The organism is Bacillus sp. FSL K6-2861 (assembly GCF_038630725.1).
Classification (GTDB): Bacteria; Bacillota; Bacilli; order Bacillales; family Bacillaceae; genus Bacillus; species Bacillus velezensis.
In genome coordinates, this window is the sequence record NZ_CP152037.1 from 3,431,051 (window position 1) to 3,455,698 (window position 24,648).

The following is a 24,648-nucleotide window of genomic DNA, read 5'->3' on the forward strand; positions in this document are numbered from 1 at the left end:
AGACACCTCATTGTTTTTAAAATAAAAAAGAAGCGGATGCCGGATGGCCCGCTTCTCTATTTTACCAAGACAACCTTGTTTAAGAAAACCCTGAAAAACGAATTATCTTTGACAATTATTCCGCTTTCACTCTCATGACGCGCATCGCGTTGGCAACAGCGATCAGCGTGACGCCGACATCTGAAAAGACCGCTTCCCACATGGTGGCGAATCCGAATGCGCCAAGCAGGAGAAAAATCATTTTTACGCCTAAAGCAAATCCGATGTTCTGCCAGACGATCCGGCGTGTGCGGCGTGCAATCCGGATGGCTTCGGCTGCTTTTGACGGCTGGTCTGTCATCAGGACGACATCGGCCGCTTCGACGGCGGCATCAGAGCCGAGAGCCCCCATGGCAGCTCCGATGTCAGCTCTGGCAAGCACAGGCGTATCATTAATCCCATCGCCGACAAACATCAGTTTTTCATTCGGTGCAAGCGCCGCTTCAAGTTCTTCGACGCGGTCTACCTTGTCACCCGGCAAAAGCTCTGTGTACACATCATCAATACCGAGCTCTCGGCCGACAGCTTCTCCGGTCTGCTTTGAATCACCCGTCAGCATCACTGTCCGCTTCACGCCGAGCGCTTTTAAATTGGCAATGGCCTGTTTGGCGTCCTCTTTGATTTCATCGGCGATCACGATCGCCCCCGCATACTGCTGATCAACGGCGACATAGACGACGGTTCCGTTGTTTTCAGCTGTGCCGGAAGCGATTTGTTCTTTTGCCATCAGTTTTTGATTTCCGGCTAAAATCGTTGATCCGCCGGTTTTCACCCGAATGCCGTGTCCGGGTATTTCTTCATATTCTTCAATCTCCTCAGCCGAGAGCGGTTGATTGTAAGTTTCACGGATGGAAGAAGCAATCGGATGATTGGAATGGGCTTCTGCAAGCGCGGCCGCATGAAGCAGGCTGTCTTTCGTAAACCCCGCCGCCGGTCTGATATCAGTAACGGCGAAATTGCCTTTCGTTAAGGTTCCCGTTTTATCAAACACGGCGTATGCCACCTGATTGAGCGCTTCTAAATAGTTGCTTCCTTTCACGAGCACCCCTGCTTTAGACGCAGCTCCGATACCGCCGAAAAACCCGAGCGGAATGGAGACGACGAGTGCGCACGGACAAGAAATCACAAGGAAAATCAGCGCGCGGTACACCCAGTCGGATAGCGCAGCTGAAGGCACGAGAAGCGGCGGTAAAAAGGCGAGAAGCACCGCAACAATGACAACGGCCGGTGTATAATACTTGGCAAACTTCGTAATAAAGTTTTCCGTTTTCGCTTTGCGTCCGGCCGCATTTTCGACCAGATCCAATATTTTTGACACGGCAGAGTCTTCATATCCTTTAGAGGTTTCAATATGAAGCACGCCGTTCTGATTCATAAATCCGGCCATCACATCTTGCCCCGGCTCCGCTTTTCTTGGCACGGATTCGCCCGTTAAAGCGGATGTATCAACCATCGAAGAACCGCTCAGCACCTTTCCGTCCAACGGAATCCGTTCTCCGGGATTCACGACGATGACCTGTCCGACTTTGACGTCCTGCGGCGGAACGGCAGTCATGCCGTTTTCCGTTTTCACATTGGCGTACTCAGGACGGATGTCCAATAACGCGCTGATCGATTTTCTGGATCGGCTGACGGCCGCTCCCTGAAACAGTTCACCGATTTGGTAGAACAGCATGACCGCGACGCCTTCCGGATACTGATGAATCATAAATGCGCCGATCGTGGCAAGCGCCATCAGAAAATGCTCATCAAATACCTGGCCGCGGACAATGTTTTTTCCCGCTCTGGCTACGATATCGCCGCCGATAATCAAATATGAAGCAAAAAAGAGCAGAAACTCAAGGACGGCGCCCGTGTGTGCGAAGTAAGCGATGACGGCCAAAACGGCTCCCGCTGCCAATCTCACTAACATCAGCTGCAGCTTTTTGCGGTATTCATCCTCGTCGGGTTTGTCTTCGTGCTTCGAACGAACGGTCACATGAGGATCAATGGACTTTACTTTTTTCGCAACCTCATCTTTCATCCATTGCTCGTTTTTGCCGCCGGCTGAGACCGTGATGGTGCTTGCCGCAAAATTGACAGCACAGCCGTCTATGCCGTCAATGGCTTTTACGCCGTTTTCTATTTTTTTTGCACAGTTGCTGCAATCAAGTCCGTCTAATACAAATTCACCTTTGGCTGATTTCATTTTCGACTCACCCTACTTTCCGTAATAGGATTCCCATAACATCAATACAGCTAAACGAATTTATATATATGAACATATACTCATATATGTGTTTTCTCTATTATATGCAGGCTTTGAATAAAGTGTCAATAAAAAAGACAAAACAGGCATCAGCCCATTTTGTCTTGTTTCACCTTCTGTAAACGCAAAGCATTAAGGACGACCGATACTGAGCTGAACGCCATGGCAGCGCCTGCCACCCACGGGGCCAGAAAGCCGGCCGCCGCAATCGGAATGCCGATGCTGTTGTATCCCAATGCCCAGCCTAAATTCTGCTTGATGTTTCTCATGGTCAGCCTGCTCATGCCGATGGCGTCGGCAATGCCGTTCAGGTCACCGCGGATCAGCGTAATATCCGCCGCTTCCATTGCGATATCTGTGCCGGTGCCGATGGCCATTCCGATATCAGCCACAGCCAGCGCCGGAGCATCATTGATGCCGTCACCGACCATCGCCACGCGCCGGCCTTCTTTTTGCAGCCGGGAAATTTCCGCCGCCTTTTGTTCGGGAAGCACTTCGGCGATCACGCTGCCGATGCCCGCGGCTTTTGCAATGGCTTCCGCGGTCTTTTTGTTGTCACCGGTCATCATGATGACGTCAAGCCCCATATCATTCAGGCGTTTCACCGCGGCCGGAGATGTGTCTTTGATTGTATCGGCGACTGCGATAAGCCCCGCCGCTTTGCCGTCTGCCGCAATAAGCATCACCGTTTTTCCTTCCGCCTCCAAGCGGGCCATGTGAGGAAGCAGCGCCTCATGTTCGATGTGTTCCGATTCCATCAGCCGTCTTGATCCGGCAAGTATCGTTCTGCCGTCAGCCTCGGCGTATATTCCCGAACCGATCCGGGCTTGGAACCGGGTGATTTTTGGGATGGCAATCCCCCGTTTTTCGGCTCCTGAAACGATGGCTTCTCCAAGCGGGTGCTCTGATCCCGTTTCGGCGGCCGCCGCCAGCCGCAGGAGTTCCTCTTCGTTCATTCCCGCTGCCGGTACGGCATCTGTCAGAACCGGTCTGCCGTTTGTCACCGTTCCTGTTTTATCCAGTACGATGGTCGTCAGACGCTGTGTTTTTTCTAAATGCTCTCCGCCTTTAAAAAGAATGCCGAATTCAGCTGCGCGGCCGGAGCCCGCCATAATGCTCGTCGGAGTGGCAAGCCCGAGTGCGCACGGACAGGCAATGACAAGCACGGCGATGAATTTGCCGATCGCTTCAGAAAACTGTCCCGGCGCGACCCATACATACCAAATGAGAAAAGTCAGCACGGCCAGCCCCAGCACAATCGGGACGAAAATGCCTGAAATGTGATCTGCGAGCCGCTGAATGGGGGCTTTTGATCCTTGGGCTTCTTCCACGATTTTAATAATGTGTGCAAGCGCGGTATCTTTCCCGACATTCACCGCTTTGATTTTGAGAAAACCGTTTGCATTGATCGTCGCCCCGGTGACGGTGCTTCCGGGAGACTTATCGACAGGCATGCTCTCTCCCGTAATCATCGATTCATCAATCGCGGAATGGCCTTCAATCACTTCGCCATCGACAGGGACGCGTTCTCCCGGTTTCACATATACGATGTCCCCCGTCCGGACCTCATCAATCGGAATCACCTGTACTTTGCCGTCCCGCTCAACCGCCGCCGTCTTCGCCTGAAGCTTCATTAACTTTTTAATCGCTTCTGATGAGCGGCCTTTTGCTTTCATCTCTAAAAGCTTTCCAAGCAAAATCAAAGTCAGCAAAATGGCGCTCGTTTCATAATAAAGCCCCTCAACATGTCCGTCTCGTCCGAGAGACGCAATCGTCATGTACAGGCTGTATGCGTAAGCGGCCGTCGTTCCGAGCGCAACGAGAACATCCATATTGGCGCTTTTGTTTCTCAGCGCCTTGTACGCTCCCATATAAAAAGGCCAGCCGATGACGAGCTGCACCGGGGTGGCAAGCGCGAATTGCAGCCACGGATTCATCAGGATATCCGGCATCCAGATAAAAGAAGTAAAAGAAAAATGGCTGACCATCGACCAGAGAAGCGGAAATGAGAGAACGGCAGAAAATATCAGCCTGATCAGCTGCTTTCGCTGTTCTTTTTCCTTTTGAGATAATCCGCCGTCTTGGCCGTCCGCTTCCTTTTCTTCTAATCGGTAGCCGAGTTTTGCCACGGTCTCTTTCAGTTCTTTCGGTGTCACCTCTTTGGGGTTGTATTCAACGGAGACCGTTTCAAGGGCGAAATTCACCGGTGCGCTGTCAACTCCCCCTACTTTGTTCAGGCGCTTTTCAATCCGATTGGCGCAAGCGGCGCACGTCATGCCTTCAATCTGAAACTCGGTTTTTTCCGTCACGACATGGTAGCCGAGTTTTTCAATTTTTTCTTTTATGGCGCTTGCTTCGATTTTGTCAGGGTGATAGGAAATGTTTGAAGTCTCAAGTGCAAGATTGACGGAAGCGTCATTGACGCCGTCCATCCGTTTCAACCCTTTTTCAATTCTTGAAGCGCAGGCGGCGCATGTCATGCCCCCCACTTGAATGGTCATTTCTTTCGGTTCACTCAATGTCCTCATCTCTCTTCATAAACCCCATAGGGGTATAATTATGATAAAAGAAAACCGCGCCCGTTTCCGCAGCGCGATAAATCCTATACGACGTCATAACCTTGATCTTCAATCGCGTCTTTTATATCTGATACGGAGACTTTGTTCTCATCAAACGTCACATCCACCTGTCCGGCTTCCAATTTCACCTGAACCGCCGTCACTCCGTTCAGTTCTCCTACTCCGGTCTCTACTGCTTTGACGCAGTGCTGACATGACATGCCTTCGACTTGCAGTGTTTTTTGTTCCATGATGATTCCCTCCATGTCTTGTTTTTTCTTCTTCATGTTACCATACCCCTGTAGGGTATTTCAAAACATTTTATTTTACGATTTTGCGATTTTTTTCACAACATCAAGCAGCTCGGCAATCGCCTGCTCCCCGTTTCCGCTCTCAATGGCGCCGGCTACGCAGTGATGGGCGTGATCTTCCAGCAGATGAAACGCGACTTTCTGCATGGCCGCCTGTACGGCTGAAATCTGCACGAGAATATCCACGCAGTATCGTTCGTTATCCACCATATTCTGAATGCCCCTGACTTGGCCTTCAATCCGTTTCAGCCGGTTCAGGATCTGGTCTTTTTCCTTGGCGCTTTTATGATTTAACGATTGATGCTCGGTATGTTTGTCCATTTTCCACCTCGGTTTTTTTCTTCGTTATCTTCATTATACAGACTTGAAAATCCGGTGTAAAAAATTTTCAACACACAAGTTTTACCAGTACACCCGCGGGGTATATAATGTTATCACTTATCAAGAGGGGGAAACTCATTGAAAACGATACAAGTTGGCATATTGGGATATGGTTTGTCGGGTAAAGTCTTTCATGCGCCGCTTTTGGACGTCCTTGATGATTATCAGATCAAAAAAGTCATGACGTCCAGAACGGATGAGGTCAAACGTGATCTGCCGGGGGCTGAAGCCGTGCGCGCGATTGAAGACATTACCGGTGATCCTGACATTGATCTCGTCATCGTCACGACACCGAGCGGAATGCATTATGAATCAGCGATGAAATGTCTCCTGGCGGGAAAACACACCGTCGTGGAAAAACCGATGACGGCGACTTCAGCAGAAGCGGAGGAGCTGAGAAGAACGGCTGAAGATAAAGGCGTCTTGCTGAGCGTGTACCACAACCGGCGCTGGGACAATGACTTTTTAACAATACAAAAGCTGATTCGGGACGAGGCGCTTCAAGACATTCATACATATCAAGTCAGCTACGATCTATACAACCCGGTTGTACAGGAAAAATGGCGCGAAAAGAACGGACCCGCCACGGGAACGCTGTATGATCTCGGTTCACATATTATTGACCAGACACTTCTGCTTTTCGGAATGCCGGAATCCGTCACCGCACATGTGATGAAACAGCGGGACAACAGTGAAACCGTTGATAATTTTCTGGCCGCGCTCCATTACGGCAAACTTCAGGTCATTCTTCAATCCGGCTCCATGAATGCGGCAAGCGGCCCGCGCTATCAGATTCACGGACGGAATGCAAGCTTTATCAAATACGGAATGGATGGACAGGAAGATGCGCTTTCAGCGGGCAAAAAGCCGATTGACGACAGCTGGGGCGCCGATGATCCTGACAACTTCGGAGAGCTGACAATCGCAACGGGTGAGAAAAGGCATACAGAAACAATCCCCTCTGAGAACGGCTCTTACCTTACGTACTACAAACTGCTGGCAGACAGCATCTTAAACGGAAAACCGCTTCCCGTTACGGCAAAAGAAGGCATCGATGTCATCCGTGTCATTGAAGCCGCAATGAAAAGCAGCGAACAAAAACGGACGATTGCCCTTTAATATAAAAAACCTCCCAGCAGTACGGGACTGACCCCCGTTTTTGAGACAGGGATCAAAACACCTTCATACAGCCAATTGCCGATATTGTATCGGCGATTGGCTGTTTAGTTTCGTTTGAATACGAATATTGTTATAATAATGAATGTATTCTATGGCAGTGCGTTCTACGATGGCGGTCGTAGTTCGATCAATGCTGTTAAGATAGAACGTTTCAGACTTTAGTGAGGAATGAAACGATTCGATGGAGGCATTATCAGCGGGTGTCCCTTTGCGGGACATGCTCATGGTAATGCCTTTTGTTTTAACAGCTTTCTGATACTCATAAGATGTATAAACAGAACCTTGGTCACTATGTAACACGCAGTTTTCAGGAAGTGTTGGCAGCTGATCAAGTGTGTCTAAGACAAAGTCTGTGTCCTGCTTATCTCCAATCGTAAAAGCAATCACTTCTCCATTGTATAAATCCAATATACTGGAAAGGTACAATTGTTTCTGTCCATAAGGCAAATATGTGATGTCCGTTACCAGTTTTTCAAGAGGGCGATCAGACTGAAAGTTCCGATCCAATATATTATCGACCACAGAATATGGCTGCCCACTTTTTTTACGCTTTTTCATCTTAACCCGACACTGCCATTGATTTTTCTGCATAATACGTTGAACAGATTTATGATTAATACTTATTCTCTTTTTTAGTATGGCTGTGATTTTTCGATATCCATATCGATACTTGTGTTCTCGGCACAACGTGCCGATTTGTTTCTCCAGTCGCATCTTAGGATTACTCTTAGTCAGATTCTTTCTCCATCTATAATATGAAGTGCGTGAAATATCTAAATGGACACAGATGTCCTGTACCGTCATCGTCTTGCGCAATTCTTCTACCAGTTTGATTGTCGTTTCCCTATCAGCTTCCTTTCCAATTCGTTGTACTTTTTTAACACTTCATTCTGTTGTCTCAGATAACGATTCTCTGCCTGGAGTTTCTCTAATTCAGAAGAATACTCCGGACCCTTTCCATAAGTATATTGCTTTCCAACAGGCTGTTCGAATCGGTGGGTATCCCCAGCCTTATGCCATCTAACCCATGTCTGAACCTGAGTCTTATTTTTGATATTCAATTCCTGCATGATCTCTTTCATAGGCACGCCCGCCAATCTCATTCCTACAGCCTTCTGTTTGACTTCAACCGGATAACTCACTCTTGTCCCCATAGAAAAACACCTCCAAGTTTTATTTCGGATAACAACGGTCCGTTTTCAAACTTGAAGGTGTTTTTTGTTTGTCTCATATTATGGGGTCAGTTCCGTACGGCGGGGAGGTTTTTTTAAGATCAGAATGATTTTCCGGCTTCTTTCGCGCGGGCAATCGCATCTTCTTTAATTTGCTGTGCTTTATTCGGTTCAGCATTATGGCCTTCAACGATTAAACCGTCAAAAGAAGGAACGCCGAAGAAGTTCATCATGATGCCGATGTAACGGTGGCCCATTTCCATGTCAGCCGCCGGCCCTTCAGAGTAATAGCCTCCGCGCGCCTGAATGTGGAGCGCTTTTTTGTCTGTCAACAGACCGATCGGGCCTTGCTCTGTATATTTGAATGATTTTCCGGCTACAGCCACAGAATCAAGGTACGCTTTCATAACAGGCGGGAATGAAAAGTTCCAAAGCGGTGTGACGAATACGTATTTGTCAGCTGCCGCGAATTGATCGCTCAGCTCGTTCAGACGGCTGACTTTCGCTTTTTCGTTTTCAGAAAGCTCTTCAAAACCTGTGCCGGATTGAAGTTTTCCCCAGCCGCTGAATACATCCGCGTCGATATGAGGAATGTTCTCTTTGTAAAGGTCGATATGTACAACCTCATCATTCGGGTTTGATTCTTTATAAGAATCGATAAACGCTTTTCCTGTCGCCATGCTGTAAGATGTCTTTTCATCATGAGGATGAGCAGTTATATAAAGTACTTTTGCCATTGTAAACAGCCCTTTCGTTTTCAGATTACACACACATTTATTATGAAATATGAATGTTTTTTTATACTGATCAGTTCTGTAATAATTATAGTTACAAAAAAATCTTTTCGCAACAATAATATCTCGAAATCAGTGTATTTTTTTGAAAAGGCTGCAATGACGGGAATGACAAGCAGCGGAAAAAGCAGAAACATTTAGTTTCTGCTCAAAATCGGATTGGGTCTGCAGGCCGGAATATCCAACCCGAGATTCCCCCGCAGTGTATCCGCCGGATAGCTTTTTCGGTACAGCCCCTTTTCCTGGAGGATCGGTATGACATGATCCACAAAAGCTTCAAGCATGCCGGGGATGTCAGAGTGAATGATAAACCCGTCCGCCGCTTCCCGCTGAAACCATGTTTCAATTAATGATGCCACATGTTCCGGTGTGCCGATAAAATGGGTTCGCGGAAACGCGGCTTCGCGCGCCACTTGACGCAGCGTAAGATTCCGGGCTTTCGCCTCCCTTTTGATACGGTCTGTCGTGCTTTGAAACGCGTTTTTCCCGACGTCGCCCAAATCAGGGAACGGCTCATCCAGCGGAAAACGGCTCAGATCATAATCGTCAAAAAATCTGGCCACATATTTAACAGCGTTCTCTATCGGAATCAGCTCGGCGAATTCTTGGTATTTCGCTTCCGCTTCTTCTTGTGAGCCGGCTATAATCGGACTGATTCCCGGAAAGATCCGCAGCTTGGAAGCGTCCCGGCCGTAATCCGCCGCCCGCTTCTTCACATCATCATAAAAAGCTTTCGTTTCCTCAAGTGAATTGGAGTGCGTAAAGACTGCATCTGCATTCCTCGCGGCAAACGACCGGCCGGTTTCTGAAGACCCCGCTTGGAAAACGACCGGCTCTCCCTGTTTGGACCGGCCGATATTCAGCGGGCCCTCCACTTTGAAATACTCGCCTTTGTGATACAGGCGATGCAGTTTGTCAGGGTCAAAAAACTGCCCGGTTTCTTTGTTGCGGACGAAGGCATCTTCTTCCCAGGAATTCCACAGACCGCGCACCACGTCCACATGTTCCTGGGCGATGGCATAGCGCCGGCTGTGGTCGGGAAGGCTTTCTTTGCTGTGATTGCGCGCGGCTCCCGCCTGCGGAGAGGTGACGAGATTCCAGCCCGCCCGGCCGCCGCTGATATGGTCAAGAGACATCAGCTGTCTTGCGATGGTGAACGGCTCAGTGAACGATGTGGAAAATGTGCCGATTAAACCAAGATGGGTTGTAGAGGCGGCAAGCGCCGATAAGATAGTGATCGGCTCAAACCGATTTAAGAAATGCGGGATGGACTTTTCAGAAATGAACAAGCCGTCCGCAATAAAAGCAAAGCTGAACAGCCCTCTTTCTGCAGTCTGCGCTTTTTGCCTGTAAAACGCCGCATTCGTGCTTGCTGTCGGATCGGCGTCGGGATGACGCCAGCCGTCCGTTGTGCCGCCGACACCGTGAATCATGGCTCCGAATTGAATTAGATCCGCCCGGCTCATTTTCTCTCCCCCTTTTTCCCCTCGTAATCGGCAAGCGCCCGTTCTACATGTTCAATGCCGACTTGAGTAACGGCCTGATACACACGGCTGTCACCGCTGCCGAGTTCAACGACGGGGACATGACGGATGCCGTATTTCATCTGCAGCACGTCACGCAATTCGTCCCGCTCCGTCACATCAATTGTTTCGTACGCAATGGCCTTTTCCCGCAAATATCCTTTCACTTCATCGCAATAGGAGCAGCCCTGTTTGCTCCAGACCACTACGTTTACTTCATGACTCATGTTCATCCCTCCTGTAATTGTGGGGCCGGCTGCACCGCTTCGCTTAACAGCCGGTAAGACAATCGTTTTTCCTCAGCGTTTTTGATAGGCGACAAAATCACAAAATCAGTAATGCTGTACTGAACGGATAATCGTCGCAGCTCGGCGGCAGTCTCTTCTTTTGTCCCGGCAATCACACCCGTCTTTTGTGTAATCAGCTTATATGGCTGCGTGACTTGTTCAAGAAACGCTTCCGCTTGTTCCCGGGAACCGACATTCACCTTTTTGCCGTCTTCGAGAATGATTTTGACCGACTCACGCGATACGACGTGTTTTTCCGCTTCTGCTTTTGTATGCGCGGTAAAGACCATCGGCGCAAGGTGAAATTCCGCCTTCGATCCTTTCGGCAGATGCTCGTCAAAGGCGTGGCGCGCTTTTTCTAACGCAGCCTCTTCACCGTTTATGAAATAGGCGAAAACGAAGGAAATGCCGAGTTTGGCCGCGGATATCGCGCTTTCCGCGCTGCCGCCGAGCAAAAAGAGGTCAGGCGCATACTCAGTATGCGGCGCCGGCCGCAACGACGCGTAGCGGTGCGAGTCCGGAAAATCATTTCGGATGAAATGAGTCAGCTCCTCAAGCTTTTCTTCAAATAAACGGGCGGGCTGGATAAGCTCCCGCTGCAGCGCATCGGTTGACAGCTGAAATCCGCCGGGCGCTTTGCCGACACCGAGCGCCACACGGCCGGGAGCAAGGGCGGACAGAACCCGGAACTGCTCCGCCACTTTATAAGGACTGTAATGCTGCAGCATCACTCCGCCGGATGCGAGACGGATTTTTTTCGTGCTTGCGGCAAGATACCCCAGAACAATTTCCGGCGCTGATCCCGCTATCTCTTCATTGTTATGATGCTCCGCCGCCCAGAAACGGTCATATCCGTATTGTTCGGCCTCCTGAGCCAATTTCACCGTTTGCCGCAAGGCTTCTTCTGCGGTTTGGTTTTCCGCGGTGACACTTTGGTCTAAAATGCTTAAACGAATCATACGACAGGCTCCTTTATGCGCTCTTTTATGTCATAACCGTAATCAGGCAGCACGCGGCGGAGGAACTTCTTCGTTCTTTCTTTTTTCGTCTTGTAAAAGACTTCCTCAGGCGTTCCTTGTTCCACGATTGCTCCTTCATCCATAAACACAATTTGGTCGGACACTCTTCTGGCGAATTCCATTTCATGAGTGACAATGATCATGGTGGCGCCGGTCCGCACAATGTTAAGCATCACCTCGAGCACCTCGCCGACAAGCTCCGGATCGAGGGCTGCGGTCGGTTCATCAAACAGCATCACATCAGGATAAATGGCAAGCGCCCTGGCAATTCCGACCCGCTGCTTTTGGCCTCCCGACAGCTGATTCGGATAGGCGTGCAATTTATCCTGAAGCCCCACCTTGGCCAGTTCCCGCTCGGCAATGGCGTACGCATCTGGTTTTTTCATTTTCCTTGCGACCGTCAGGCCTTCCATAACATTTTGAATCGCCGTTTTATGCGAGAACAAATGATATTGCTGAAAAACCATCGCCGTCTGTTTCCTCAGTCTGAGAATGTCTTTTTTGGCAGGCTTTTTGCAGTTAATGACTTCACCGTGCAGCGAAATGGCGCCCTCATCCGGCCGCTCAAGTAAATTAAGGCAGCGCAGAAAAGTGGTTTTCCCGGAACCGCTCGGGCCGATGATGGTCACGACTTCTCCTTTCCGGACACTTAAATTGATCCCCTTTAGCACGTGATGACTGCCAAAATGTTTTTGAATGTTTCGGATTTCGATCATAATGCGCCTCCTTGATATCTGGCTGCCCTTTTTTCCGCCAGACTGTTTACAGCTTCGAGAATCAGCGTTAATCCCCAATAAATCACGGCAGCCCCGATAAATGCTTCCAGAAATGCATAGTTATCGGATGCCGCAATCGTCGCCGTTCCTGTAATCTCAGGCACCGCAACAATGGCCGCGATGGAAGTGGTATGCAAAAAGCCGATGCCTATGTTGGTGAAGTTCGGAAGCGATATCATGAACGCCTGCGGCAGAACCACGCGCCGAATCATCTGGCCCCGCGTCAGGCCGATTGAATATGCCGCCTCCGCCTGCCCCGTATCGACGGCCATGATCCCGGAACGGAGAATTTCCGTCATATAAGCGCCTGCCGTTAATGACAGTGCCATGATGACAAACACGGCGACCGGAATCTGATTGGCCGACCAGCCGAGATGAAACGCGCGGCTGAATTGATCGGCAATCAGCGGAACCCCTAAATAAATCAGCATAATATGGAGAATCGCCGGGGTGCTGCGGAAAAAAGACACGTAAAACGATGAGCAGGCCAGCAGCCATTTGATGCGGAATATACGCACCGTGATATTGCCGAGAGCTATGAAAAATCCGGCAATAATCGGAATGACCGTCATCGCCAATGTAAGCGGAACGGTTTTCATCAATTGTTTGATCGCAGTGCCGATAAATGGAATGTCCAGCTCCACTGTTCTCCCTCCTTTTCAGCCGTGCGCGCTCATGTCAAAAACCGTCACAAGGCGCGTCTCATCTTTCTTGATTCGTTTTTCGGCCCATCTGAAGACACATTCAAATAAAAGGGCGGCCGCATAATACAGAACAGAAAGCGAGATATACACTTCTAAAGAATGATTGCTCGATGTAATCAAGGTCTGTCCTCTGCCCGACATATCCATCACCCCAATCGAAAAAGCGAGTGATGTATCTTTTAAGAAACCGATCACCATATTTCCGATGTTGGGAAAGGCCTGCACAAGCGCCTGCGGCAGAATGATGCGCCAGAATGTCTGCCCCCCGTTCAGCCCGATGCTGAAAGCCGCCTCCGCCTGCCCGCGGTCGACGCTGTTCACACCTCCCCTGATGATTTCGGCCGCTCTTGCCGCGCTGCTCAGCGCATACGTGGCGATGGCCGCATACAAAGGGTCCATTTTGGAGGTATCAATCCCGGCGAGAGCCGTGAGCGCCGGAATACCGTAAAATACAATGAACAGCTGCACCATGATGGGCGTTCCTCTGAAAAAAGAGATATACAGCTTCGCAAACTGATTCAAAACGGGAATGCGATAGATGCGGGGCAGCGCCAAAAGCAGCCCCAATAGAAAGCCGAACAGCAGAGACACCGCCAATATATACAGCGTGACGGGCAAATACCCGAGCAATGTCGGCACAAAGGACGCGATCATACTGATATCAAACGCTTTTTCCATTACCGATCCCTCTCTTTTTCACTTAATATTGCTCCTTTGAATAATCCGCGCCGAGCCACTTTTCACTCAGCTTTTTAAGCGTGCCGTCATCAATGATTTCCTTGAGGGCTTTATCAATGTCATCGCTCAGCGTTTGTTCATTTTTGTTAAACATAAAGAACACTTTGGCATTTGACAGCACCCCGCCGACCGTTTTTTCTTTGATCGCGCTCGTTTTGTTTTGGAAATCGACGGCAAACGGCGTAGAAATCGTCGCATCGGCGCGGCCGGATTTCAGCTGATTGGCCGCATCGTTTGAACCTTGGCCCGCATAAGCGATTTCAAACGGACTGCCGTGTTTTTCATTCCATTTTTTCAGCACAAGCGCGCCGTTTGACGTCGGACTTGTAATGACCCGCTTTCCTTTCAAGTCATCAATGCCGTGAATGTTCCCGTTTTCTTGAAGCACCGTGATTTTCAGCGGGAAGTTGTTATACGCGACTTGATTGAACAGAAATTTTTTCTCCCGTTCGGCGCTTTTCTCCATTTGATGGGCTACGATATCGACTTTATGCTGGCCGAGGCTGACAAGCAGGTTGGAGAAATCCATCGTTTTAAAAGTGAAACGATAGTCCGGCAGGCGCCTGTCAAGCTCTTTCACCAGCTCAACGTCGTAGCCCGTCAATTTGCCTTCATCATCAATAAAGCAAATATTCGGAAATTGAGTGCCGGTGCCGACCGTAATGTTCTTCACGTTTTTCTGATTGCCTGATGCCGCCTCCCCGCCCGCGCCGCAGGCTGATAACGCCGCCGTTGCAGCAATTGTTAATGACATGACCGCCAGTCTTATTTTCATGTGATCGCCCCGTTTTCTGCTTCAATTATTTCGTGAAACTTGATTTTGAATAATCCGCGCCGAGCCATTTTTCACTCAGCCTTTTCAATGTGCCGTCCTTCTCAAGCTTTTGAATCGCCCGATCCGTATCGTCCGCCAGGGTTTGGCTGTTTTTATTGAACATAAAATACACCTCGGTATCCAGTAGCACATCACCGACCGTTTTTTGTTTGAACGCGTGCGTCTTATTTTGAAAATCGACGGCAAACGGCGTGGATACGGTGGCGTCAGCGCGTCCCGTCTCTATTTGGTTTGCTGTATCATTGCCGCCCTGCCCGGCGTATTTCAAATGTATCGGGCTGCCGTGGGTTTTGTTGTATGCCGTCATATAATCCGCCGCGTTTGACGTCGCGCCGACGATGACGGTTTTCCCTTTTAAATCCCGGAGCGTGTGTATCGCGTCATTATCCGCCTTCACCGTGAGGTACATCGGCGAGTAGTTATATGGGATCTTGTGATACAAAAAGCGTTTCTCCCGTTCCTTATTTTTCGCCATATTATGCGCGATCACATCAATTTTCCGGTTTCCTAGACTTGTAAGCAGATTCGAAAAATCCATCGTCTTAAAGACAAATTTGTATTGCGGCAGCTGTTCATCAATGGCTTTCATCACTTCAATGTCATAGCCGGTCAGCTCGCCTTTTTCATCCATAAAAGCAATGTTCGGAAAATCAGTTCCCGTGCCGACAATGACGGTCTGCACGCCGCTCCCCGCTTTTGTGCTTTCTCCTTGCCCGCACCCGGCCAGCACGCCGAGCAGCAGAAGCAGACAGCCGGCTCTGATCCGTTTTTTTATCATTGCGCCCAGCTCGGTGTGCCTAACAGCGACGCGTCAAACCGCTCCGATATGAGCACCTTTCTCATCATGACTCCGATGTCTCCGTCTTTCTCCTGCTCAAAATACACTTCATACCCCCTCCGTCTGTACATATCTACAAGCCAGGGATGCTTGCGCGCCGAAGTGCCGAGCGTGATGGCCGGGGCCTTCAGCGTATCCCGCAGCACGTGTTCCTCCACATAAGTCAAAAGTTTGCTGCCGATGCCCTGCCCCTTCAGCTCAGGAAGCGTTGCAAACCACCAGACGAACGGATATTTTGACGGAGGCGTGTCACTCTCCCACGGAAAACGGATCGTAATGGTTGAAAGAATCCGTCCGTCCCGTTCGAGCACGACGGCTGAATGATTTTCAATATTTTCTGTTACCATATCGATGTCGGCCCGCGCCGACGGCCAGTCAATCTCCAAATTGCGGATCGGCTGAAACGCGCTGTACAGCAGCTCTAAAAACTCCGGCGCATCCTTTTTCTCAGCCAATCGAAATATGTCTTCACTCATTCCGGTCACTCTCCCCGCAAAAATATATAATTCCAATTTGTTTACTAAGCTTTGATTGTTTATACTATAAAGCAAACTGATTTATTTGACTAATCAAAAAAAGTAAAGGAAAGGTTCAAGAAAATTAATGAACAGCCGGGAGGGGATTTCGTTGGAATTACGCACCATTAAAACGTTTCATACGATCGTACAGTCAGGCAGCTTTTATAAAGCCGCCGAAATTCTGAACTACTCACAGCCGACGATTTCAATGCGGATTAAACAGCTGGAACAGGATGTAGGCGCGCAGCTGTTTGAACGGGGAAAGAAGCTGAAGCTGACAAGGGCGGGGCGGCTGTTTCATGAGCGGGCCGGGCAGCTTCTCGCGCAATACGAGGTGCTTGACCATACTCTGGCCGATATCAGACAGGGGCAGGCCGGCCTTATTCAGATCGGCATATCCGAACCGACGGCAAGCCTGATCTTCCCTGCCGTACTGCGGGGTTTCTTAAATGATTATCCGGACATGTCGGTCAATGTCAGCGTGGATGACGCCAATACATGCAGCCGCAAACTGCTGGAAGGCGCCATTGATTTTGCCGTATGCGGCGAGCCGGAGCTGATTCTGGAGAATTATTTCGATCCGTTTTTTCATGACTCGCTCAATGTCATCGTGTCAGACAGACATCCCCTTGCCGCCAAAGCAAGCGTCAATCTCGAGGATTTAGAAAATGAATGCCTGATTTTTACGCCCGCCAATTGCCCGATCCGGATTCAAATTGAACAGCACCTGCAGCGGTCCATCGGCAGCCGCTATCGAAAAATGGAGCTGACCAGCAGCATGGCTCACCAATACTATGTCAGGGAAAATATCGGCGTCTCAATCTTTACGGCGACGGCGCATTCAGAACCGATCGAGGGCACGAAGGTCATTCCGATCCATAACTTAACAATTTCACCGCCGGTCGGGCTGTTGACAAACCAAAAAGAAGAGCATTTTGACTCCGCCACAAAAGATTTAATCAGCAGGATCATCAGCCGGTTTCAGCGTGATCCACATTAAAAAAACCCCCGCTTTACGGGGGTTTTTGTACGTTCATCTTATATAATGCTCCGCACCAAGCCGCCGTCGATCCGCAATGCAGATCCGTTAATGGCAGACGACAGCGGGCTGCTTAAAAAGGCGACAAAGTGGGCGATTTCTTCCGGACGGATCAATCGCTGAATGATCGACGTCGGACGATTTTCCTTCATAAATCGTCTCTCCGCCTCCGCCGCGGTCAGGTTTTCACCGGGATAAAGCGACTCAAGCATCGTTTCGACGCCCTCTGTTTTCGTGGAGCCCGGCATGACCGTATTCACCGTCACATTCGTCCCTTCCGTGAGCTCGGCCAGACTGCGTGACAACGACAGCTGCGTCGTTTTCGTGGCGCTGTAGTGGGCCATTTCCTGAGAAGGCATGACGGCCGCTTCACTCGCGATAAAAATAACCCGCCCTTCCTTCCGTTCAATCATCCGCTTTGCATACCGGCGTGTCAGCCTCACGCCGCTCATGATATTCACCTCGAAAAACCGGAGCCACTCTTCGTCAGGAATATCAAAGTATTCCGCAGGTTCAAAGATTCCTAAATTGTTGACGAGAATATCCACATCCGGATACTGCTGAAAAATCGCCCCGCATCCTTCCGCCGTGCCTAAATCAAATGCGGCCGGATAGAGACGGGCATCCGGCGTCTGTTTCTCTAGTTCCCGGATCGTTTCGTTCACCTTTTCTTCACGGCGGCCGTTAATGATCACGGCCGCACCTTCTGCAATCAGCGAAGCCGCAATCGCCTTCCCGATGCCTGACGTAGATCCCGTCACAAGCGCCGTCTTCCCTTTCAACCGCAAATCCATCATCCATTCCTCCCTATCGCAAGTCTCTTCTTATATATGGACTGAAATCGAAAGCCTGAAACCCTCCGTCCCTATTATCGGATAGAAAAATGGATGAGGGGAAGTACGCACTTTTTAGTGCCTGTCCGTTGTCCCAGCTGACGGCTGATCGATTTGAATGACAAACCGATTCCCTAACTCTTCTTGAGCCTCTTGAAACAGCTCCAAGACATCATCAGCATCCGAACCCAATTCCTTCTGACTGATGTCAAAATTCTTCCACACCAAAGTCAGCGGAAGTTCGATCCAGCCTGTCAGACAATCCCATAAGGCATTCAGATTTTCACCATAAAAGTCCGGGAAATCTAATTGATCTTTTAAGATTCGGTGTAAAGCTTCTGTGCTTGTAACATCTTTTCCGTCTATGATGACGACTATCATTCAAATGGACTCCTTTATTTCGGCATGAAAAAACCGCAGTGCGGTCAAGTGACGGCACTGCGGTTCCTCTGTTATGTATGGAGACGGTGGGAGTCGAACCCACGTCCAGAAACATCGATTACTTAAGCGTCTACGAGCGTAGCCTGCATATTTCGTGTTTCACTCGTCTTCGTGCCTGCGGGCGGGCCTTCCGAGAGCTAGTCTGTCAGTCTCTTCTTACGTTCTCAGACGGGAACGCAAGCGTAGCCTACTTGGATGTGCTCTTCACGGACACATAGGCAATGTCAGGAAGAGCTCGCTGCGTTTATTAGGCAGCTAGTGCTAAGTTTTGGTTAAAACTTTTAGTTTTGCCAGTTATATTTAGGTGCGTGTTAACGAGATCGCCTCTCGGCTCGCAGCTCAAGCTCGATCCATCCCTGTCGAATCCGTAACGTCCCCTTGTTAAGGGTATACGGGAGATCTATCAAGCTCTTGCTCAACTGGCTGTACTGTTATTATACCATGATCACAGGCAAATTCAATTGGGAATGTCTTCAATAAACAGCCTGTGAATCTGATGTGTGAACAGTATAGCATACGGCAGTTATCACATCAAGGCTCAGGCATCAGAAGCCTTTTTGTCTGTCTCTGAACGCTCTTTCGATTTCTCTTTTGGCGTCTTTTCGTTTTAAATCTTCGCGTTTATCGTATGTTTTCTTCCCTTTTCCGAGGCCGATTAACACTTTGGCAAAGCCGTTTTTCAAATACAGCTTCAGCGGCACGAGGGAATAGCCTTTCTCTTTCGTCAGACCGATCAGCTTATTGATTTCTTTCCGGTGCATCAAAAGCTTTCTCGTCCGGAGCGGGTCGTGGTTATAGCGGTTTCCCTGCTCGTACGGGCTGATGTGCATGTTGTGGAGGAACACTTCGCCGCGCTCGATTTTCGCAAAGGAATCCTTCATGTTTACGCGGCCGGCGCGGATGGACTTAATCTCTGTTCCCTGCAGCACGATGCCTGTTTCATAGGTTTCTTCTATAAAGTAATCATGGTTTGCTTTTTTGTTTTGCGATAATACTTTGCCTGATCCTTTTGGCATGCCTTCTCCTCCTCTCTCCGCAAAAACCGTTCATGTGTGCGATACGCTTTATTTTAGCAAATGGAGCGTTCCGCGACAATGAAAATGCGGCTTGCGAAAGAAAGCAAACAGAGCATTTTGCCCCATTTGCTTTTCGCATTTACTTCTTCTTTTTGCGTTTTTGTTTCGGCGCGTTTTGGAAACCGCGTTTTTTCTTTTTCTTCTTCGGTTTTGTAAACCATTCCCCTTTTTCCTCCGATTTCGGCGGTGAAGCCGGGGTATTGCTGTTTAACACGCGTTTCCGCGCCGGTCTGCCGCGTTTTCTGCGGTCGCCTGTCGTTTCTCTCGGACGGCGGGTGCCTTTCATGCCGACAATCTCAAAGTCGATATTTCTCTCATCTTTATTGACGTCGACGACTTTGACCGTGATTTCATCTCCGATCCGGTAAACGTTGCCCGTGCGTTCGCCGATCATGGCGAAATGCTGCTCGTCAAAACGGTAATAATCATCCGTCATAAAGCTGACGTGCACAAGCCCTTCAATCGTATTCGGCAGCTCGACAAACATTCCGAAATTCGTGACGGAACTGATCATGCCGTCAAATTCCTCGCCGATTTTATCAAGCATATATTCCGCTTTTTTCAGATCGTCCGTTTCCCGCTCTGCATCAACGGCGCGACGTTCCATCGTTGACGTATGGTCAGCGATTTCCGGAAGGCGTTCGGCCCACTTTTCTTGAGTCGCTTCGTCCGATTGTCCGTTGATCAAATACGTTCTGATCAGCCTGTGAACGATTAAGTCAGGATAGCGGCGGATCGGCGATGTGAAGTGCGTATAAAATTCAGTCGCCAGCCCGAAATGGCCCAGGCTTTGCGGGTCGTATTTCGCCTGCTTCATGGAACGGAGCATGACGGTTGAAATCACCGTTTCTTCCGGACGATCCCGCACTTCATCAAGAATGCTTTGCAGCGCGCGCGGATGAATGTCTCCGGCTTTTCCTTTGACGATATAACCGAATGTCGTGACGAACTCCAGGAACTTTTGCAGTTTTTCGGCGTTCGGCTCTTCGTGAATCCGGTAAATAAACGGCACGTTCATCCAATGGAAGTGCTCGGCCACCGTTTCGTTTGCGACAAGCATGAATTCTTCAATCAGCTTTTCCGCTACTGAGCGCTCTCTGATGACGACGTCTTTAACGGCGCCTTCCTCATCGACGAGCACTTTCGCCTCTTTGAAATCAAAATCCACGGCGCCGCGGTCCATCCGTTTCGCCCGGAGAATTTCCGCCAGACGTTCCATGTCTTTAAACATCGGGACGAGCGGCTCATATCTTTCTTTCAGCTCGGCGTCGTCTTCTGTGAGGATCTGGTTGACATCTGAATAGGTCATTCTTTCCGTCGTTTTAATGACGCTTTGGAAGATCTCGTGCTCTGTCACCTGGCCCTGCTGGTTGATTGTCATTTCGCAGGAAAGCGTCAGCCGGTCGACCTTCGGATTTAAAGAACAGATTCCGTTAGACAGTCTGTGCGGAATCATCGGAATGACCCGGTCAACCAAGTACACGCTTGTCCCTCTATCCAGCGCTTCTTTGTCAATCGGGGAATTCTCCGTGACGTAATGGCTGACGTCCGCAATATGGACGCCGAGCTTGTAGCTGCCGTTATCAAGCTTTGTCACGGTGACGGCGTCATCCAGATCCTTCGCATCCGCGCCGTCAATGGTGACAATGACCTGATCGCGGAGATCACGGCGGTCTTTGATGTCTTTTTCATCGATGGTATCGGGCGTGCTTGTTGCCTGCTCCATCGCTTCAGCCGGAAAATCTCCCGGCAGGCCGTGCTTATGGATGATGGATAAAATATCGATGCCCGGATCATTTTTATGGCCGAGTATTTCAACGATTTCTCCTTCGGCGTTCATTCTGCCTTCAGGGTAGCTTGTCAGTTTGACGACGACTTTATGACCTTCCGCAGCCCCGTTATTGGCATGTTTCGGAATAAAAATATCACTCGTGATTTTCTTATCATCCGGGATGACAAAACCGAAGCTTTTCGTTTCTGTGTATGTGCCCACGACGCGGTCGATGCTTCTTTCCAAGATGCGGATGACCGTGCCTTCCTGTCTCGATCCGCTTGACTGGGAATTGAGCCGCACCATGACGATATCGCCGTTCATGGCCGTATTCAGCTCATTCGGCGGAATAAACACGTCGCTTAAAGAGGTATCCTCCGGCAATAGAAACGCGAATCCCTTTGCATGCGCGGAAATTTTTCCTTTTACTAAATTCATTTTTTCCGGAAGCCCGTAGCGGTTGCTTCTGGTGCGGACGATCTGTCCCGTCTCCTCGAGCGCCACCAGCGCTTTTACCAGCTCTTTAAATTCATCTGCTTCCGTGATGTTCAGCATCTCCTCGAGTTCCTGAACGGTAAGGGGCTTGTACGCCTCTTCCTTCATAAACGCGAGAAGACGGTCCATAAACGCTTCTTTTTCCATTATTCGACCTCCTGTTTGTTACCAATCGAGTTTCTCTAAAAATTCGTACACATCCTGATGAACGAGGTCCCGTTCTTTATCGAGCGTAATGACATGGCCTGATTCTTCATACCATTTCAGCTGTTTGTCGTCCGTTTCCACCTCGTTGTAAATGATGTTCGCACTTTCTGTATTAATCATATGGTCATGCCGTGCCTGAACCACAAATGTCGGGGAATAGATCATGTCGACGTTTTTGCGCACATCGGCAATCAGCTCCTGAAGCGATTTGAGCGTATTCATCGGTGTTTTTTCAAACTCCTTCATTTCCTTTTCAATCTGCTCCGGCTGTTTTCCTTCGAATTTTTTATAATTGCGCGCGTAGGAAAGAACTCCTTCGTACATAACCTCTTCACTTTTAATGTGCATCGGCGCACACATAGGAACAATTCCCTTTATGGGTACAGTGTAACCCAATTTCAATGAAAAAACCCCGCCAAGCGACAGTCCGCAGGCCGCAATGTTTTCATAGCCTTCAGACCGTAAATACTCATAACCGTCCATGACGTCTTTCCACCAATCTTCAGGCCCCGTATGTACCAGTTCTTCCGGCGGAACGCCGTGCCCTTTATATTGAGGCGCGTGACAAGTGTAGCCGCGCTCATTCAAGTAGCGGCCGAGCATTCTGACGTCTGCCGTATTTCCCGTAAATCCGTGCAGCAGAAGCACCGCTTTGTCTCCGCCTTTAAATGTAAATGGTTTTGGTGTCACAATTTTCATGCTCATAACCCCTTTTTTGCACATTCAATTTAGTTTTCCACAGTTTTGCGAGAAACAAACGCCGTCTCTCAACAAGAAAAAGGCCTGATATTAAATCAGACCTTATACAAACATTGCCTTATACGATATACGCCAGCGAAATCGTCAACACGAAAAACAAGACTGCCAGCACAACGGTTGTGCGGTGAAGAATCAGATCAAGGCCCCTTGCTTTCTGTTTTCCGAAAAGCTGCTCCGCCCCGCCTGAAATTGCACCCGATAAACCGGCGCTTTTGCTGGTTTGAAGCAATACGACAATAATAAGTGCAATACTGACGATGACCAATAAGGTAATCAATAATGTGTGCATCCCATACACCTCCAGACTGACTGGCCTACATTGCTTCTATTTTACATGAAAAACAAAGGCATGTCACGCCGTATCGGTGCACATCATGTCAGAAAAACGGAAATGCGTTTGAATCTTCCATCATCATTGACTTTTGTCAACAAAGTCGTAGTAAAAAAGATCTTCAAATTTCATGTCAAAGTAATAGAGCATTTTTCCGATGACCAGCTGGCCCGGCCTCCGCTCTCCATTCAGTACACGGCTCAGTGTGGCGGGGGATATTCCGATCTCCAGGGCGAGCTGGTTTAACGAGTAGTCATTATTGACCATATACTGCAGCACATAATCTCTTCTGATCTGTATCTTTTCGACCACTTTCTTCACCTTCCGTTCTGTCAAATACTTTCTTTCTTATACATAAGATACGGCTTTTGTTAACTTTTGTCAACACTTTTCCAGCCCGGCTATTCCCTTTAGTCAATAAACATACTAGAATATAAATAGACCGCGGGAGGGGGAGAGACTGTGGAAAGCTTCGGGAAACAATTGCGGACATTGCGGGAAAAAAGGCATCTGACAGTGAATCAGCTGGCAACGTATTCAGGCGTCAGCGCCGCGGGAATCTCGCGGATTGAAAACGGCAAACGCGGGGTGCCGAAACCTGCAACCATTAAAAAGCTCGCAGATGCGTTAAAAATCCCGTATGAGGAACTGATGCAGACGGCGGGATACATAGAGACCGTTCAGGAAACGAGAGCCCCGTACGACACGGGCTGCACCTTGCTGGAAAAAGCCGAAACGTTTGAGCTGCATGATTTATCCCTGTTGGAGCGGGAGAACTGGCGGCACCTGTCGAAAGAAGACTTGGTTCTGCTTGATAAATACTTTGCGTTCTTATCGGCTGAAGCCAAAAAAAGAACAAATGAAGACTCATGACTTTGCACATGTGAGGCGATCTTATTGAACACATTCGGAAAGCAATTAAGAGAGCTGCGCCGCGCCCGGAAGCTTACCGTCAATCAGCTTGCCGTCTATTCCGGCGTCAGCTCGGCGACCATTTCCAGAATTGAAAACGGGCACCGCGGCATTCCTAAACCCGCGACCATCCGAAAATTGGCGGACACATTAAAGATTCCGTACGAGGAGTTAATGGCGCGGGCCGGACACATCAAGGCATTTCAGGAAGAAATCCGCGAAACCTCCGAAAGCTATCAATCCATCTGCGCCATCTATCAGACCGCCGTTGACAGAGGCGCGGAGCATCTGCCGCTGTTTGACAGCAAAAAGTGGCAGCACTTCACAAAAGAAGATATTGAAAGCGTCAGCAAATACTTTGATTTTATCGCGGCTGAAGCGAAAAAGCGCTCCCCGGATTCCTCATCCTCTTTTTGATCCTCTCCTCAACTTAACAAGCGCCAGACGTACGTTCCCTCCGATTTTGCGGTATAATAGCAGAAGACGAGGTGAAAAAGCATGAACCAATCAGAAATGTGCCCCAGATTCGAAAAAGCGGTCGACATCCTAAGTAAACGCTGGGTGGCTCTAATCGTCTTTCAGTTATTGAACGGACAGCAGCGATTTAGCGAAATTGAAGCGGCGCTTCCGAATTTAAGCGGAAGAGTCTTGTCAGAACGTCTGAAAGAACTTGAAACAGAAGGTGTCATCAAACGGGATGTTATCCCCGAAACGCCTGTCCGCATTGAGTATTCTTTAACGGAAAAAGGCTGCGCATTAGCCCCTATTTTAGAGGAAATTTCCAAGTGGTCTTCAACATGGATTGATCCTTCCTGATAAACTCTTTTCCGCATAAGCGGCTGATCTCTCAAACGGACAGCCGTT

Annotated in this window: 27 protein-coding genes and 1 other RNA gene; 5 read left to right on the forward strand and 23 right to left on the reverse strand. The window is 49.2% G+C overall.

Annotated elements, in window-relative coordinates; all coding sequences use genetic code 11:
• Window positions 1–115 precede the first annotated feature (115 nt).
• From NYE62_RS17105 to csoR, 4 genes are all read right to left on the reverse strand, one after another.
• Window positions 116–2,227, reverse strand: a complete 2,112-nt coding sequence (locus tag NYE62_RS17105) for a heavy metal translocating P-type ATPase (protein ID WP_342497072.1) — start codon at window positions 2,225–2,227, stop codon at window positions 116–118.
• 149 nt (window positions 2,228–2,376) lie between these two features.
• Entirely contained in the window at window positions 2,377–4,806 is a 2,430-nt protein-coding gene (locus NYE62_RS17110) for a heavy metal translocating P-type ATPase (RefSeq protein ID WP_342497073.1), read from the reverse strand.
• A gap of 83 nt (window positions 4,807–4,889) precedes the next feature.
• Window positions 4,890–5,096, reverse strand: a complete 207-nt coding sequence (gene copZ, locus NYE62_RS17115; protein WP_015240581.1) for a copper chaperone CopZ — start codon at window positions 5,094–5,096, stop codon at window positions 4,890–4,892.
• A 75-nt stretch (window positions 5,097–5,171) separates the two neighbouring features.
• Complete coding sequence (gene csoR / locus NYE62_RS17120; RefSeq protein ID WP_003151723.1) at window positions 5,172–5,477, reverse strand: copper-sensing transcriptional repressor CsoR; 306 nt, start codon at window positions 5,475–5,477, stop codon at window positions 5,172–5,174.
• Between the two features lie 138 nt (window positions 5,478–5,615).
• Here csoR and NYE62_RS17125 point away from each other — a divergent pair, with 138 nt between their 5' ends.
• Window positions 5,616–6,656 (forward strand): oxidoreductase, encoded by a 1,041-nt coding sequence (locus NYE62_RS17125; protein ID WP_342497074.1) that lies wholly within the window; start codon window positions 5,616–5,618, stop codon window positions 6,654–6,656.
• Window positions 6,657–6,719: 63 nt separating this feature from the next.
• Here NYE62_RS17125 and NYE62_RS17130 read toward each other — a convergent pair.
• The 11 genes from NYE62_RS17130 to NYE62_RS17180 all read right to left on the reverse strand — a co-directional run bounded on the left by NYE62_RS17130 (window position 6,720) and on the right by NYE62_RS17180 (window position 15,878).
• Window positions 6,720–7,870 (reverse strand): IS3 family transposase gene (locus NYE62_RS17130; protein ID WP_241457897.1). Its coding sequence is split into 2 segments (ribosomal slippage): window positions 6,720–7,597 and window positions 7,597–7,870, totalling 1,152 coding nucleotides; the frame shifts between segments, so codons are not numbered across the junction.
• 119 nt (window positions 7,871–7,989) lie between these two features.
• Entirely contained in the window at window positions 7,990–8,625 is a 636-nt protein-coding gene (locus tag NYE62_RS17135) for an FMN-dependent NADH-azoreductase (protein WP_015240584.1), read from the reverse strand.
• A gap of 194 nt (window positions 8,626–8,819) precedes the next feature.
• The gene (locus tag NYE62_RS17140) at window positions 8,820–10,148 is read right to left on the reverse strand and encodes an LLM class flavin-dependent oxidoreductase (RefSeq protein ID WP_342497075.1); all 1,329 of its coding nucleotides are present in this window, start codon (window positions 10,146–10,148) and stop codon (window positions 8,820–8,822) included.
• Window positions 10,145–10,432 (reverse strand): glutaredoxin family protein, encoded by a 288-nt coding sequence (locus NYE62_RS17145; protein WP_061860873.1) that lies wholly within the window; start codon window positions 10,430–10,432, stop codon window positions 10,145–10,147. The genes NYE62_RS17140 and NYE62_RS17145 overlap by 4 nt, the downstream gene beginning before the upstream one ends.
• 2 nt (window positions 10,433–10,434) lie before the next feature.
• Window positions 10,435–11,451, reverse strand: a complete 1,017-nt coding sequence (locus NYE62_RS17150) for an LLM class flavin-dependent oxidoreductase (protein WP_053574073.1) — start codon at window positions 11,449–11,451, stop codon at window positions 10,435–10,437.
• Complete coding sequence (locus NYE62_RS17155) at window positions 11,448–12,227, reverse strand: amino acid ABC transporter ATP-binding protein (protein ID WP_342497076.1); 780 nt, start codon at window positions 12,225–12,227, stop codon at window positions 11,448–11,450. The genes NYE62_RS17150 and NYE62_RS17155 overlap by 4 nt, the downstream gene beginning before the upstream one ends.
• A complete protein-coding gene (locus NYE62_RS17160; protein WP_342497077.1) occupies window positions 12,224–12,931 on the reverse strand; it encodes an amino acid ABC transporter permease in 708 nt (235 codons plus the stop codon). The genes NYE62_RS17155 and NYE62_RS17160 overlap by 4 nt, the downstream gene beginning before the upstream one ends.
• 15 nt (window positions 12,932–12,946) lie before the next feature.
• The gene (locus NYE62_RS17165) at window positions 12,947–13,669 is read right to left on the reverse strand and encodes an amino acid ABC transporter permease (protein WP_342497078.1); all 723 of its coding nucleotides are present in this window, start codon (window positions 13,667–13,669) and stop codon (window positions 12,947–12,949) included.
• Window positions 13,670–13,691: 22 nt separating this feature from the next.
• Window positions 13,692–14,504 (reverse strand): amino acid ABC transporter substrate-binding protein, encoded by an 813-nt coding sequence (locus NYE62_RS17170; RefSeq protein WP_061890826.1) that lies wholly within the window; start codon window positions 14,502–14,504, stop codon window positions 13,692–13,694.
• Between the two features lie 25 nt (window positions 14,505–14,529).
• Window positions 14,530–15,342, reverse strand: coding sequence for an amino acid ABC transporter substrate-binding protein (locus NYE62_RS17175; RefSeq protein WP_342497079.1), 813 nt, complete (start codon window positions 15,340–15,342; stop codon window positions 14,530–14,532).
• Window positions 15,339–15,878, reverse strand: coding sequence for a GNAT family N-acetyltransferase (locus NYE62_RS17180; protein ID WP_039253835.1), 540 nt, complete (start codon window positions 15,876–15,878; stop codon window positions 15,339–15,341). The genes NYE62_RS17175 and NYE62_RS17180 overlap by 4 nt, the downstream gene beginning before the upstream one ends.
• 151 nt (window positions 15,879–16,029) lie before the next feature.
• Between NYE62_RS17180 and NYE62_RS17185 the strand changes: the two genes are divergently transcribed.
• Window positions 16,030–16,920, forward strand: a complete 891-nt coding sequence (locus NYE62_RS17185; RefSeq protein WP_032867938.1) for a LysR family transcriptional regulator — start codon at window positions 16,030–16,032, stop codon at window positions 16,918–16,920.
• Between the two features lie 38 nt (window positions 16,921–16,958).
• Here the strand turns inward: NYE62_RS17185 and NYE62_RS17190 are convergent, their stop codons facing one another.
• The 8 genes from NYE62_RS17190 to NYE62_RS17225 form a co-directional block, all read right to left on the reverse strand.
• A complete protein-coding gene (locus tag NYE62_RS17190; RefSeq protein ID WP_085342326.1) occupies window positions 16,959–17,753 on the reverse strand; it encodes an SDR family oxidoreductase in 795 nt (264 codons plus the stop codon).
• 114 nt (window positions 17,754–17,867) lie between these two features.
• A complete protein-coding gene (locus NYE62_RS17195) occupies window positions 17,868–18,173 on the reverse strand; it encodes a barstar family protein (RefSeq protein WP_144463900.1) in 306 nt (101 codons plus the stop codon).
• Between the two features lie 75 nt (window positions 18,174–18,248).
• Window positions 18,249–18,611: a transfer-messenger RNA gene (ssrA, locus tag NYE62_RS17200) on the reverse strand.
• A 167-nt stretch (window positions 18,612–18,778) separates the two neighbouring features.
• Window positions 18,779–19,249, reverse strand: coding sequence for an SsrA-binding protein (gene smpB / locus NYE62_RS17205; protein WP_003151688.1), 471 nt, complete (start codon window positions 19,247–19,249; stop codon window positions 18,779–18,781).
• A 139-nt stretch (window positions 19,250–19,388) separates the two neighbouring features.
• Window positions 19,389–21,722: a ribonuclease R gene (rnr, locus tag NYE62_RS17210; RefSeq protein WP_007409987.1), complete on the reverse strand. Its 2,334-nt coding sequence runs from the start codon at window positions 21,720–21,722 to the stop codon at window positions 19,389–19,391.
• A gap of 18 nt (window positions 21,723–21,740) precedes the next feature.
• Window positions 21,741–22,481 (reverse strand): carboxylesterase, encoded by a 741-nt coding sequence (locus tag NYE62_RS17215; protein WP_007409986.1) that lies wholly within the window; start codon window positions 22,479–22,481, stop codon window positions 21,741–21,743.
• 118 nt (window positions 22,482–22,599) lie between these two features.
• Window positions 22,600–22,830 carry a preprotein translocase subunit SecG gene (gene secG, locus NYE62_RS17220; RefSeq protein ID WP_003151681.1) on the reverse strand — a complete coding sequence of 77 codons (231 nt, stop codon included), beginning with the start codon at window positions 22,828–22,830 and terminating at the stop codon, window positions 22,600–22,602.
• 123 nt (window positions 22,831–22,953) lie between these two features.
• On the reverse strand, window positions 22,954–23,139 hold the full coding sequence (locus tag NYE62_RS17225) for a helix-turn-helix transcriptional regulator (RefSeq protein WP_087920807.1): 186 nt from the start codon (window positions 23,137–23,139) through the stop codon (window positions 22,954–22,956).
• A 195-nt stretch (window positions 23,140–23,334) separates the two neighbouring features.
• On the opposite strand from NYE62_RS17225, the gene NYE62_RS17230 reads away from it, so the two are divergent.
• The 3 genes from NYE62_RS17230 to NYE62_RS17240 all read left to right on the forward strand — a co-directional run bounded on the left by NYE62_RS17230 (window position 23,335) and on the right by NYE62_RS17240 (window position 24,600).
• Window positions 23,335–23,745: a helix-turn-helix transcriptional regulator gene (locus NYE62_RS17230; RefSeq protein ID WP_039253821.1), complete on the forward strand. Its 411-nt coding sequence runs from the start codon at window positions 23,335–23,337 to the stop codon at window positions 23,743–23,745.
• A gap of 24 nt (window positions 23,746–23,769) precedes the next feature.
• Window positions 23,770–24,201 carry a helix-turn-helix transcriptional regulator gene (locus NYE62_RS17235; RefSeq protein WP_003151674.1) on the forward strand — a complete coding sequence of 144 codons (432 nt, stop codon included), beginning with the start codon at window positions 23,770–23,772 and terminating at the stop codon, window positions 24,199–24,201.
• A gap of 81 nt (window positions 24,202–24,282) precedes the next feature.
• On the forward strand, window positions 24,283–24,600 hold the full coding sequence (locus tag NYE62_RS17240) for a winged helix-turn-helix transcriptional regulator (protein WP_003151672.1): 318 nt from the start codon (window positions 24,283–24,285) through the stop codon (window positions 24,598–24,600).
• Window positions 24,601–24,648: the final 48 nt, after the last annotated feature.